Here is a 13187-nt window from a genome sequence, read left to right on the forward strand (position 1 = left end):
ATGGGTGATAAACCAATATCTTTCCGAGATGAAAATGGCAACTTTGTCTCAGCAGCAGATGTTTGGAATGCAGAAAAGCTGGAAGAACTCTTCAACCGGCTAAATCCAAATCGCAAACTTCGCCTTGAGCGAGAAAAATTGAAAGAAAATCAATAGTTGAAACCAATCCTTTGAGATGAAGGAATGAGTGACAGTAGTCATGCTGCTTCATTCCAGATTTCAAAGGATTTTCTATTGGAAAAAACAAAAAAAGCCAAATCCGATTTTTCGGAAATGGCTTTGTATCAACATTCTTTTTAATGTCAATACGGTTCTTATTTGAGACCGTATTTCTTGTTGAAACGATCCACACGTCCATCTGCTTGAGTGAACTTTTGACGTCCAGTGTAGAATGGGTGTGAGTCTGATGAAATTTCGACACGGATCAATGGGTAAGTTTCGCCTTCGAATTCAACAGTTTCGTTTGAACGTTTAGTTGAACCGCTAAGGAACTTGTAGCCAGTAGTAGTGTCCATAAATACAACTTGACGGTATTCTGGGTGAATGTCTTTTCTCATTTTAAAAAAATCCTTTCTGCCATGGACTCTTTGCGAGCCATAGATTAGTTACTTTGATAGTTTATCAAATTCTAAATGATTTGACAAGTCTTTTGGATGATTTTCTTACTTTTTTGCTCTTTCTTTTAATTTTTGATAAATTAAGTCCACTTCATCTTTGGAATAAGCATTGGCACCGCTGGCAAGCGGATGGCCACCTCCATCATGTTGCTTGGCAATTTCATTGATTGGAGTATATTTACTGCGCATCCGCACACGATAATGGCCGTCAGGCTGTTCGACAAAGATGGCCCATATCTGGACATCTTCGATCCGTCCGGGTGCAGCTACAATAGCTGAAGTATCAGCATCCGTCAGCTGATTTTCTTTCAATAACTGCTGAGATAGGATAACGCGCGCAGCACCATTCTCATCAATTTCTAGATTATCGTAAACATAACCTTGCAGCTTGGCAACTTGATGCGTGATGGAGTCCATTTTTCGAGAAAGCTCTGAAAAATTAAAGGCGTATTGGCGAAGTTTTCCAGCAACCTCAAATGTGCGTGCAGTAGTCGCTGGATAGAGGAAACGACCTGTATCCCCGACAATGCCAGCATAGAGGAGTTTAGCGATATAGTCATTAACTTCTAAGTGATTTTCGAAGGCAAAAAGAGCGATAATTTCGCTCGTGCTACTAGCATCTGTATCAACCAGCAGCAAATCTCCGTAGGCATCATCGTTGGGATGATGGTCGATTTTAATCAAAAAGTCGCCTGTACTGTAGCGCTGATCATCAATGCGAGGAGTGTTGGCTGTATCGCATACGACTACCAAGGCCTGCTCATAGTCCGCATCTGTCACCTCATCCATCTTTGCTAGCCAAGTAAGACTAGGCTCGTCGTAACCTGTGACTTTGATAGATTTTTCAGGAAAGTTGAGCTGGAGAAGCTTTTGTAAACCGACTTGACTGCCAATCGCATCTGGATCAGGGCGCATGTGGCGGTGGATGATAATTTTATCGTATTCCTTAATTTTTTTCAGAATTTTGCTATAGATACTCATTGTGAACCTCTTAAACTTTCTCTAGTTATTGTAGCACAAGAATTTTTATTTTTAAAATAAAAAAGATGTGTTATAATGAATGAAGATTATAATTTGGAGGGAACTATGACCTTAGCGAAAATTGTATTTGCCAGTATGACTGGAAACACCGAGGAAATTGCCGATATTGTGGCGGATAAGCTAAGAGAACTAGATGTAGAAGTTGAAGTGGACGAGTGCACCACTGTCGATGCAGAAGATTTCTTGGAAGCAGATATTGCGATTGTAGCGACCTATACCTATGGTGACGGTGAGCTACCTGATGAAATGATGGACTTTTACGAAGACTTGTCTGGATTGGATTTGTCTGGCAAGGTCTACGGAGTGGTCGGTTCAGGCGATACTTTTTACGATGAATTCTGCAAGGCTGTTGATGATTTTGATGCTGTTTTTACGGCTACAGGAGCAGTGAAAGGTTCAGAATGTGTCAAAGTAGATCTTTCTGCTGAAGAAGATGATATTGAGCGCTTGGAAGCATTTGCGGAAGAGTTGGTAAGTAAAGTTTAAAATGACAATATGGGAAGCGGCTGTAGCCGTTTTTCTTTTGTTAAAGTATTATTTTCTGACAATTCTCATGATTAGGAGTATAATATAGGTAAGCGTTATCCCTTAGATAAAGGAGGAGTTCCTATGAAAGAACGCGACTATGCCTTTGGCTTTCATGATGATGTTAAGCCACTCTTTTCAACTGGTAAGGGCCTGACTGAAGAAGTTGTTCGAGAAATCTCAGAAATCAAGAATGAGCCCCAGTGGATGTTGGATTATCGCCTCCGCTCTTTGGAACTATTTCATAAGTTACCTATGCCCGACTTTGGCCCTGATTTGTCAGGGATTCGCTTTGATGATGTTATCTATTATCAGAAGCTAAGCGGAGATCGGGCTCGCAGTTGGGATGAAGTTCCAGAAGAGATTAAGAAAACCTTCGACCGCTTGGGAATTCCAGAAGCCGAGAAGCGCTTTCTATCTGGAGCTGTGGCTCAGTATGAATCTGAAGTGGTTTACCACAATATGAAGGAAGAGTTTGCCAAGTTGGGGATTATCTTTACTGATACGGATACGGCTGTTCAGGAATATCCGGACTTGGTCAAGCAGTATTTTGGTACTGTGATTTCAAATGCTGAGCATAAATTCTCTGCTCTTAATAGTGCGGTTTGGTCCGGCGGAACTTTTATCTATGTGCCCAAGAATGTCCAGTGCCAAGTTCCTGTTCAGACTTATTTCCGTATCAATGGTGAAAATGCCGGCCAGTTTGAGCGCTCCTTGATGATTATCGAGGAGGGTGGTTCTATCCAGTATATTGAGGGCTGCACAGCACCGACTTATACAAGCAATAGTCTTCATGCGGCAAATGTCGAAATCATTGTCAAAAAAGATGCCTTTTTCCGCTACACAACCATTCAAAACTGGTCGGACAATGTCTATAACCTCGTAACGGAGCGGGGGATTGTTGAAGAAGGCGGCACCTTAGAATGGATTGATGGGAACTTAGGCAGTAAGGTCAATATGAAATATCCTTGTAGCATTCTTAATGGCCGTAACGCGAGAACTTCTGTTCTATCCATGTCCTTTGCCAACTATGGCCAGCATTTGGATGCGGGTTGTAAGGTATTTCATAATGCTCCTAAGACTTCCAGTACCTTAATTTCTAAATCAGTGGCCAAGGATGGTGGTAAGACAGACTATCGTGGTCAGGTTCGCTTTGGCAAGAATAGTGCAGGTTCCAAATCTCATATCGAGTGCGATACTATTCTGATGGATGGCGAGTCCAGTTCCGACACCATTCCTTTTAATGAAATCCATAATTCCAATGTCGCGCTAGAACATGAAGCTAAGGTTTCCAAAGTGTCTGAGGATCAGCTCTACTACCTGATGAGTCGAGGAATCAGCGAAGAAGAAGCCACAGCTATGATTATCAACGGATTTATGGAACCCATTACCAAAGAACTACCAATGGAATATGCCGTTGAACTCAACCAACTCATCAACATGAGTATGGAAGGCTCAGTTGGCTAAAAATACCCTAACGGGTATTTTTAGGTTGCAGATAAAAACTCGCTTTTGCGAGTTCTCCTTAATCCAAGGTCCAGGGGACTGTTTTAGGTTGTGGATAAAAACTCGCTTCTGCGAAGTTCCCTTTAATCTAAGTTCTGTGAGCCTGTTTTAGGTTGCGTATGGGAGGCAAAGTCAAGTGAGATAATAGGGATTTTCAATTATTTGACCTTGCTGTTTATTTGGAGTAATGCTAGAACATTTTCCTAATTTTTGATATGATAGATAGAACACAAGGAGGAAGCTGATGAATTTAGAAAAAATTAGACAGGAAATTGACCGAGTGGACGATGCCCTAGTTGCCTTGCTGGAAAAGCGCATGAATCTAGTTGGACAAGTAGTGGATTTTAAAAAATCGACTGGAAAGGCTGTTTTGGATAATAAGCGCGAAGAAGTGATTGTTTCTAGGGTTGCGGATAAAGTGGAAAACAAGGACTACCAAGCAGCCATCGTTGCGACCTTTTCAGATATTCTGAAACATTCTCGTACCTTTCAGAAGCAGCAAATCAGATGAAGGAGATAAAAAACTCACTGGCTATTTTCTTGGCAGCCATGCTAGGCGGCTGGCTTCGATATCAGGCTTCTTTATTGATTACATTTACAGGGCATTTTCCACTGGCCACACTTTTAGTCAACTATTTAGGAACCTTCCTACTAATCTATTTGATTAAAGGTTATTTAACAAGCAAGCAGGTTACCAAACGTTTGCTCCTAGCTTTGTCGACAGGATTTTGTGGCGGCTTGACGACTTTTTCGGGTCTTCTTTTAGACTCACTCAAATTGCTGGATTTAGGCCGTTATCCGGAATTATTCGTGTATTTATCCTTGAGTATCGGCGGCAGCCTTTGCATTGCTTTATGGGCTGGAAGGAAGGTGGCCGCATGATTTGGTTTTTGCTCGTTGCTTGCGGTCTAGGAGCTCTTGTCCGTTACTTTTTTTCTAAGGTCAATAGCAGAGCTGCTCTGCCAGTAGGCACCTTGATGGCTAATGTACTGGGAGCTTTTTTGATTGGATATTTTTATAATCATATCCAAGATAAGCAACTGTATAGCATTTTGGCAACAGGTTTCTGTGGCGGTTTAACAACTCTTTCCACCTTTAATGCTGAATTAGCAGAGCTGTTCTCAGATAAGAAGAAGTTTAGCTTCTATCTGATGTTGACCTACCTTTTAGGATTTTTAGCGATTCTTTTAGGAATTTTTATCTAAAAATCTTTACTTTTACTAGAATTTTGATATAATATACTTTGTGCATAAATGGATGCACTAAAAAAACGGCTAATCCGCTGTTGTCTAGAGCTACAAGATTAGCAAGATAGGAGAAAAAATGAATCCATTAATTCAAAGCTTGACTGAAGGTCAACTTCGCTCAGATATCCCTGCATTCCGTCCTGGTGACACTGTCCGCGTTCACGCGAAAGTTGTCGAAGGAACTCGCGAACGTATCCAGATCTTTGAAGGTGTCGTTATCGCTCGCAAAGGTGCTGGAATTTCAGAAAACTACACAGTTCGTAAAATCTCTAACGGTGTAGGTGTTGAACGTACTTTCCCAATCCACACTCCACGTGTTGACAAGATTGAAGTCGTTCGTTACGGTAAAGTTCGTCGTGCTAAATTGTACTACCTTCGTGCATTGCAAGGTAAGGCAGCGCGTATCAAAGAAATCCGTCGTTAATATCAGAAATGACTCTGTCACTTGGCAGAGTTTTTCTCTAGTCCCCTTAGTTCAATGGATATAACAACTCCCTCCTAAGGAGTAGTTGCTGGTTCGATTCCGGCAGGGGACATAAATATTAAAACTACGTTCATTTGAACGTAGTTTTTTTAGTGAATTTGTTGAAAACGCTTTGAATTTCGTTGCCTTTTTATAGAAATAAGAGTAAAATATAGTTATTATAGTAAATAAAAAAGCACCGAATCGGTGCGCACTTTTTCAAGTTGTGTACGGACAAAAGCCTTATTTTAACTTGCTGTGTTGTTTCGAATAGTTCCAACAACTTTATTGTACTATACTTATCAAAGATTATCAAGTGAAATGTAAATTATTTTACAGATACGATAAAAAGCTATTTTAAAGCTGTAAACAACACAGCTCTAAAACCTTGCTGGAAATTTTTGAAAAAATCTAGTTTAGTATTATTCGAAACAATACAGTTCTAAAACTAAAATACAACTCATTACTAATTCTAACAGATTTCTACAAATATAGCATTCATTTTATTGAAATTTTCATTAGAAATGTTACAATTTAAATATAGTTGTATTTTAAGGAAATAGTTTTGAGAAAGTTTAAATTTACTAAAGATCATTTAGCTATTCTAACTGAGTTAATAAAGTTTATGAAGGAGTGCATTGACTTAATCAAAACTCTCATTTCTTAATTTGTAAATTATAACTTAATACAAAGGAGGTTTTTATACATGGAAAACAAAAATTACTCTATCGGACTCGATATCGGAACTAACAGTGTCGGATGGGCCGTCATTACGGATGACTATAAGGTGCCATCGAAAAAGATGAAAGTTCTGGGCAATACTGATAAAAACTTTATCAAGAAAAATCTAATTGGAGCTTTATTATTTGATGAAGGGACTACTGCTGAAGATAGACGTCTAAAACGGACAGCACGCCGTCGCTATACTCGTCGGAAAAATCGTCTTCGTTATCTTCAAGAAATCTTTGCCGAGGAAATGAGCAATGTGGATAGTAGTTTCTTTCATCGATTAGATGACTCCTTTTTAGTTCCTGAGGATAAAAGAGGAAGTAAATATCCTATTTTTGCTACCCTACAAGAAGAGAAGGAATACCATAAGCAATTTCCAACAATTTATCATTTGAGAAAGCAACTAGCAGAGTCAAATGAAAAAGCAGATTTGCGTTTGATTTATCTAGCTCTTGCTCACATGATTAAATACCGCGGGCATTTTTTGATTGACGATCCCAAGTTTAAAGTTCAAAATAATGACATCCAAGGACTGTTTGAAAAATTCGTTGAAGAATACGATAATGTTCAAGAAACTTCCCTTTCCAAAATCAAACTGAATGTCACAGAAATCTTAACCGCTAAAATCCCTAAGTCTGAAAAACAGGAACAACTTCTTAAGAAATACCCAAGTGAAAAGAAGAATACCTTATTCGGGAATTTAATCGGACTAGCTCTAGGATTGACACCTAATTTTAAAACAAACTTTAGTTTAGAAAACGATGCTAAATTACAAATATCATCGGAGAGCTATGAAGAAGATCTTGGAAATCTCCTCGCACTAATCGGAGAAAGTTTCATCGAACTCTTTTCTGTAGTGAAAAATCTAAGCGATGGTATCTTATTAGCAGGTATCGTTTCAGACGAATCACCACATGCGCCTTTATCAACAAAAATGGTCATACGATTCAAAGAACATGAAGAAGACTTAGCTGCCTTAAAACACTTCATTAAGGCCAATCTTCCAGAAAAATATGTTGAAGTTTTTTCTGACGATAGCAAAAATGGTTATGCAGGATATGTAGGAGTTGATTCAAAAGTACGAAAAAGAAATGGTAAATTAGCAACTGAGGAAGAATTTTATAAATATCTCAAGAATATTTTAAATAATGTTAAAGGGGCAGATTATTTCCTTGAGAAAATTAAGCGCGAGGATTTTCTAAGAAAACAACGTACTTTTGATAATGGTACAATTCCATACCAAGTTCATCTGACTGAAATGAGGGCAATTCTACATCGTCAAGGTGATTATTATCCATTCTTAAAAGAAGATTCTGAAAAAATTCAACAGCTGTTAACTTTCCGTATCCCTTACTACGTCGGCCCATTGGCTCGTGGCAATCGTGATTTTGCTTGGCTGACTCGAAATTCTGACCAAGCAATCCGACCTTGGAATTTTGAAGAAATTGTTGATAAAGCAAGCTCTGCGGAAGACTTCATCAATAAGATGACTAACTATGACTTGTATCTGCCAGAGGAAAAAGTTTTGCCTAAGCACAGCCTGTTGTATGAAACATTTGCTGTCTATAATGAATTAACAAAAGTAAAATTTATTGCAGAAGGATTGAGAGACTATCAATTCCTTGATAGTGGGCAGAAGAAGCAAATTGTCAAACAATTATTCAAAGAGAAAAGAAAAGTAACTGAAAAAGATATCATTCATTATCTACATAATGTTGATGGCTACGATGGAATCGAACTAAAAGGAATTGAAAAGCAATTTAACGCAAGTCTTTCTACTTATCATGATTTGCTCAAGATTATCAAAGATAAAGAGTTTATGGATGATCCTAAAAATGAAGAGGTTCTTGAAAATATCGTCCACACTTTAACGATCTTTGAAGATCGTGAGATGATTAAGCAACGCCTTGCTCAGTATGACTCTCTCTTTGATGAAAAAGTAATCAAGGCACTAACTCGTCGACATTATACTGGTTGGGGAAAACTCTCTGCCAAGCTGATTAACGGTATCTGTGATAAGCAAACAGGGAATACGATTCTTGACTACTTGATTGATGACGGTAAGATCAATCGCAACTTTATGCAGTTAATCAACGATGACGGACTTTTCTTCAAAGAAATTATTCAAAAAGCACAAGTAGTTGGCAAGACAGATGATGTGAAGCAAGTCGTCCAAGAACTCCCAGGAAGCCCTGCCATTAAAAAGGGAATTTTACAAAGTATCAAGATTATTGATGAACTTGTCAAGGTTATGGGCCATGTTCCCGAGTCCATTGTGATTGAGATGGCACGAGAAAATCAGACAACTGCTAGGGGAAACAGTAATTCACAACAACGTTTCAAGAGACTTTCAAATGCTATTTCTGAACTCGGAAGTAACATTCTAAAAGAACATCCAACAGATAACGCTGATCTCCAAAACGACCGACTTTATCTCTACTATCTCCAAAATGGAAAGGATATGTATACTGGGAAACCTCTTGATATCAACCAACTGAGCAGCTATGACATTGACCACATAATCCCACAAACCTTTATCAAGGATGATTCTCTTGATAATCGTGTCTTGACGAGTTTAAAGGATAATCGTGGCAAATCTGATAATGTCCCAAGTCTTGAAGTAGTTGAAAAGATGAAAACTTTTTGGCAACAATTGTTGGATTCCAAATTGATTTCTTACCGTAAATTTAATAATTTAACCAAAGCTGAACGCGGCGGACTAGATGAGCGGGATAAAGTTGGTTTTATCAAACGCCAACTAGTTGAAACACGGCAAATTACAAAACATGTCGCACAAATTTTGGATGCCCGCTTTAATACAGAAGTGAATGAGAAAAACCAAAAGATTCGTAGCGTCAAAATTATTACTTTGAAATCCAATCTAGTTTCCAATTTCCGTAAAGAATTTAGGTTATACAAGGTGCGGGAAATCAATGACTACCACCACGCGCATGACGCCTATTTAAATGCAGTGGTTGCTAAGGCTATTCTTAAGAAATATCCTAAACTAGAGCCTGAATTCGTCTATGGTGACTATCAAAAGTACGATCTTAAGAGATACATCTCCAGATCCAAAGATCCTAAAGACATCGAAAAAGCAACTGAAAAGTATTTCTTCTACTCAAACTTGTTGAATTTCTTTAAAGAAGAGGTGCATTACGCAGACGGAACCATCGTAAAAAGAGAAAATATCGAATACTCTAAGGATACCGGAGAAATCGCTTGGAATAAGGAAAAAGATTTTGCTACAATCAAAAAAGTTCTATCACTTCCGCAGGTGAATATTGTGAAGAAGAGAGAGGTGCAAACAGGCGGCTTCTCTAAAGAATCCATTCTTCCTAAAGGAAATTCTGATAAGTTAATCCCTCGAAAAACAAAGGATATTCTTTGGGAAACTACTAAATACGGGGGATTTGATAGCCCTGTTATCGCCTATTCGATCTTGCTCATTGCCGATATCGAAAAAGGAAAAGCGAAAAAACTGAAGACTGTCAAAACTTTAGTTGGTATCACGATTATGGAAAAAGCCGCTTTTGAGAAGAATCCAATAGCCTTCCTTGAAAATAAAGGCTATCATAATGTCCGTAAAGAAAACATCCTCTGCCTACCTAAGTATAGTTTGTTTGAACTAGAAAATGGTCGCAGACGACTACTTGCAAGTGCGAAAGAACTTCAAAAAGGCAATGAAATAGTGCTTCCAGTATGTTTAACAACCTTGCTCTACCATTCTAAAAACGTCCATAAACTAGACGAACCAGAACATTTGGAATATATTCAAAAACACCAAAATAAATTTAAAGATTTATTAAATCTTGTATCTGAGTTCTCTCAAAAATATGTCCTCGCAGATGCAAATCTAGAGAAAATCAAGAATTTATATACAGATAATGAGCAGGCGGATATAGAAATCCTAGCAAATTCATTTATCAATTTGTTGACCTTTACTGCTTTAGGTGCTCCTGCTACCTTTAAATTTTTTGGCAAAGATATTGATCGGAAACGATACACAACTGTCTCTGAAATCCTCAACGCCACCCTCATCCACCAGTCCATCACTGGTCTCTACGAGACTCGAATTGATTTAAGCAAACTAGGAGAAGACTAATGGGATGGAGAACCGTTGTTGTCAATACGCACTCTAAACTTTCCTACAAGAACAATCACTTAATTTTTAAAGATGCCTCTCGGACAGAGTTGATTCACCTGTCCGAGGTGGATATCTTACTTTTGGAGACGACGGATATTGTTCTCTCCACCATGCTGATTAAACGCTTGGTGGATGAAAATATTCTGGTCATTTTTTGTGATGATAAACGCTTGCCAACTGCATGCTTAATGCCTTACTACGGTCGGCACGATTCCAGTCTGCAACTCTCTCGGCAAATCACATGGGGCGAGGAGACTCAAGCTCAAGTTTGGACGACTATTATTGCACAAAAAATTCTCAATCAGGCTTTTTATCTGGGGAGTTGTGGTTTTCTAGAAAAATCTCAGTCCGTCATCGATCTCTATCATGGGTTGGATTTATTTGATCCTAGTAACCGTGAGGGGCATGCAGCTCGCATTTATTTCAACACCTTGTTTGGAAATGATTTTAGTCGTGAGCAGGATAATGATGTCAATGCCGCCTTGGACTACGGTTACACCTTGATTTTGAGTATGTTTGCGCGTGAGATTGTGTTGTCTGGCTGCATGACTCAGTTTGGCTTGAAACATGCCAATCAGTTCAATCAATTCAACCTCGCTAGCGATATTATGGAACCTTTTCGTCCGATTATTGACAGAATTGTCTATGAAAATCGGAACAGTTCTTTTGTCAAAATCAAACGAGAACTTTTCACTATTTTCTCAGATACCTTCCACTACAATGGCAAAGATATGTACCTGTCCAATATCGTCAGTGACTATACTAAGAAGGTCATTCAAGCTCTCAATCACCCTGAGAAAGGAGTTCCTGAGTTTAGGATATGAGTTATCGATATATGCGTATGATTTTAATGTTTGATATGCCGATTGATACCGTAGAGGAACGCAAGGCCTATCGGAAGTTTCGGAAGTTCCTCATAGATGAAGGATTTATCATGCACCAATTCTCCATCTATAGCAAGCTCTTGCTCAATAACTCTGCTAATAACGCCATGATTGAGCGACTCAAGACTCATAATCCTAAAAAAGGAAACATTACTCTCTTAACCGTCACGGAAAAGCAGTTTTCTCGCATGATTTACTTAAATGGTGAGCGAAATACCAGTGTAGCAAACTCCGACGCTCGTTTGGTCTTTCTGGGAGAGGAGCCTGGTGATGAAGATTAACTTTCCGCTATTGGATGAACCATTAGCTATTGAAAATGCGACCTTTTTAGTGCTGGAAGACCAAATTATCTTTTCGACTATCGTGAAGCAGTTCTACCAGTACACTGATGAAGGTGAGTTGAAGTTATTTGATAGAAATTTAAAAGCTCTAAAAGAGTCCGAGTTATTACTGATAACGGATGTCTTAGGATATAATCTCAACTCACCCGCCATGCTCAAGCTGATACATGCGGATCTTGAAAATCAACTCAATGACAAACCCGAAGTCAAATCCATGATTGAAAAACTGGTTGCTACGATTACAGAATTATTGGCATTTGAGTGTTTGGAAAACGAATTGGACTTGGAATACGATGAAATCACCATTCTAGAGTTAATCGATGCGCTAGGGGTCAAAGTTGAAACTCTGAGCGATACACCTTTTGAAAAGATGCTAGAAATTATCCAAGTTTTTAAATATCTTTCCAAAAAGAAACTCCTTATCTTCATCAATGCGACCGCTTATCTATCAAAGGATGAGTTAGTAAATCTGATAGAATATATCCAACTCAATCAACTAAGAGTCTTGTTTGTCGAACCTCGAAAAGTCTATGATTTTCCGCAGTATGTGCTGGATCAAGACTATTTCTTGAATCCTGAAAATATGGTATAATAAGAGTAACAATTGGAATCGGACGAGCTGAAGTCTGGCTGAGACGAATGGCGCGATTACGAAATTTCGTGAGAAAAATTTTTCTACGAGGTTTTAGAGCTGTGTTGTTTCGAATGGTTCCAAAACGTATGTACTCAGCGCTTGGAGCGGTTACGGGTTTTAGAGCTGTGTTGTTTCGAATGGTTCCAAAACACTTGGCGCGTGGATGTTTCTGCCGCATAAGTTTTAGAGCTGTGTTGTTTCGAATGGTTCCAAAACCGCACTGAGACTAGCACGCTCTTCACTAATGTTTTAGAGCTGTGTTGTTTCGAATGGTTCCAAAACTCTGCTAACCACTCACCATAGTTATATGCTGTTTTAGAGCTGTGTTGTTTCGAATGGTTCCAAAACTGCAGGATATGCCTTGTCTAGCTTCGTAAAGTTTTAGAGCTGTGTTGTTTCGAATGGTTCCAAAACGATTTGAAACAATTGGAAGAACTACCTTCCGTTTTAGAGCTGTGTTGTTTCGAATGGTTCCAAAACCTTATTCCAGTTTGAACCATTGTGTCAATGGTTTTAGAGCTGTGTTGTTTCGAATGGTTCCAAAACATTTCAGACAAGCTATGAGGTACTACAAAAGTTTTAGAGCTGTGTTGTTTCGAATGGTTCCAAAACGAGAGTAGATCATTTACACCCTCATTACTTGTTTTAGAGCTGTGTTGTTTCGAATGGTTCCAAAACCAATGCTTTAGAATATTACTTAAAGCAACAGTTTTAGAGCTGTGTTGTTTCGAATGGTTCCAAAACTGGATATAGTGAGAAGACTGCTAGAAGCCAGTTTTAGAGCTGTGTTGTTTCGAATGGTTCCAAAACTGAATTTGTCACGTGCCTAAAACAAAGAGCGTTTTAGAGCTGTGTTGTTTCGAATGGTTCCAAAACAGTAAAAGCTGACAAGGGTAAGGGGCTAAAGTTTTAGAGCTGTGTTGTTTCGAATGGTTCCAAAACATTTTTCTGGCAAATTCAGCCATGGTATAAGTTTTAGAGCTGTGTTGTTTCGAATGGTTCCAAAACTCAATCATCAAGAAATCATTTACACATCTCGTTTTAGAGCTGTGT

Annotated in this window: 13 protein-coding genes, 1 tRNA gene and 1 CRISPR repeat array (1 of these 15 cut by a window edge); of the genes, 12 read left to right on the forward strand and 2 right to left on the reverse strand. The window is 38.7% G+C overall.

Features of this window, described 5'->3' with window-relative positions; genetic code table 11:
- Complete coding sequence (locus FXF62_RS06625; protein ID WP_005590636.1) at window positions 1-156, forward strand: hypothetical protein; 156 nt, start codon at window positions 1-3, stop codon at window positions 154-156.
- Window positions 157-314: 158 nt separating this feature from the next.
- On the opposite strand, the gene FXF62_RS06630 is transcribed toward FXF62_RS06625, so the two are convergent.
- Together FXF62_RS06630 and FXF62_RS06635 are read right to left on the reverse strand one after the other, a co-directional pair.
- Window positions 315-557, reverse strand: coding sequence for a type B 50S ribosomal protein L31 (locus tag FXF62_RS06630; RefSeq protein ID WP_048763695.1), 243 nt, complete (start codon window positions 555-557; stop codon window positions 315-317).
- A 105-nt stretch (window positions 558-662) separates the two neighbouring features.
- The gene (locus FXF62_RS06635) at window positions 663-1598 is read right to left on the reverse strand and encodes a DHH family phosphoesterase (protein WP_149518146.1); all 936 of its coding nucleotides are present in this window, start codon (window positions 1596-1598) and stop codon (window positions 663-665) included.
- Window positions 1599-1703: 105 nt separating this feature from the next.
- Here FXF62_RS06635 and FXF62_RS06640 point away from each other — a divergent pair, with 105 nt between their 5' ends.
- The 11 genes from FXF62_RS06640 (at window position 1704) to csn2 (ending at window position 12092) form a co-directional block, all read left to right on the forward strand.
- Window positions 1704-2144, forward strand: a complete 441-nt coding sequence (locus FXF62_RS06640) for a flavodoxin (protein ID WP_149518147.1) — start codon at window positions 1704-1706, stop codon at window positions 2142-2144.
- Between the two features lie 123 nt (window positions 2145-2267).
- Entirely contained in the window at window positions 2268-3650 is a 1383-nt protein-coding gene (sufB, locus tag FXF62_RS06645) for a Fe-S cluster assembly protein SufB (RefSeq protein ID WP_002918936.1), read from the forward strand.
- A 283-nt stretch (window positions 3651-3933) separates the two neighbouring features.
- Complete coding sequence (locus FXF62_RS06650) at window positions 3934-4200, forward strand: chorismate mutase (protein WP_149518148.1); 267 nt, start codon at window positions 3934-3936, stop codon at window positions 4198-4200.
- The gene (crcB, locus tag FXF62_RS06655; protein ID WP_148880448.1) at window positions 4197-4571 is read left to right on the forward strand and encodes a fluoride efflux transporter CrcB; all 375 of its coding nucleotides are present in this window, start codon (window positions 4197-4199) and stop codon (window positions 4569-4571) included. The genes FXF62_RS06650 and crcB (FXF62_RS06655) overlap by 4 nt, the downstream gene beginning before the upstream one ends.
- Window positions 4568-4894 (forward strand): fluoride efflux transporter CrcB, encoded by a 327-nt coding sequence (crcB, locus tag FXF62_RS06660; RefSeq protein ID WP_187984250.1) that lies wholly within the window; start codon window positions 4568-4570, stop codon window positions 4892-4894. Before crcB (FXF62_RS06655) ends, crcB (FXF62_RS06660) begins: the two co-directional genes overlap by 4 nt.
- A gap of 118 nt (window positions 4895-5012) precedes the next feature.
- Window positions 5013-5360: a 50S ribosomal protein L19 gene (rplS, locus tag FXF62_RS06665; protein WP_005590628.1), complete on the forward strand. Its 348-nt coding sequence runs from the start codon at window positions 5013-5015 to the stop codon at window positions 5358-5360.
- A gap of 40 nt (window positions 5361-5400) precedes the next feature.
- A tRNA-Arg gene (locus tag FXF62_RS06670) sits at window positions 5401-5472 on the forward strand.
- A gap of 633 nt (window positions 5473-6105) precedes the next feature.
- Complete coding sequence (cas9, locus tag FXF62_RS06675) at window positions 6106-10233, forward strand: type II CRISPR RNA-guided endonuclease Cas9 (protein ID WP_149518150.1); 4128 nt, start codon at window positions 6106-6108, stop codon at window positions 10231-10233.
- Window positions 10233-11099 carry a type II CRISPR-associated endonuclease Cas1 gene (cas1, locus tag FXF62_RS06680; RefSeq protein WP_149518151.1) on the forward strand — a complete coding sequence of 289 codons (867 nt, stop codon included), beginning with the start codon at window positions 10233-10235 and terminating at the stop codon, window positions 11097-11099. Before cas9 ends, cas1 begins: the two co-directional genes overlap by 1 nt.
- Window positions 11096-11440 (forward strand): CRISPR-associated endonuclease Cas2, encoded by a 345-nt coding sequence (cas2, locus tag FXF62_RS06685; RefSeq protein WP_149518152.1) that lies wholly within the window; start codon window positions 11096-11098, stop codon window positions 11438-11440. The genes cas1 and cas2 overlap by 4 nt, the downstream gene beginning before the upstream one ends.
- Window positions 11430-12092 (forward strand): type II-A CRISPR-associated protein Csn2, encoded by a 663-nt coding sequence (gene csn2 / locus FXF62_RS06690; protein ID WP_149518153.1) that lies wholly within the window; start codon window positions 11430-11432, stop codon window positions 12090-12092. Before cas2 ends, csn2 begins: the two co-directional genes overlap by 11 nt.
- Before the next feature lie 90 nt (window positions 12093-12182).
- Window positions 12183-13187: a CRISPR direct-repeat array (repeat unit 36 nt; unit sequence GTTTTAGAGCTGTGTTGTTTCGAATGGTTCCAAAAC); it runs 219 nt beyond the window's last position.

The sequence above is a fragment of the Streptococcus cristatus genome (genome assembly GCF_008369405.1).
Lineage (GTDB): Bacteria > Bacillota > Bacilli > Lactobacillales > Streptococcaceae > Streptococcus > Streptococcus cristatus_G.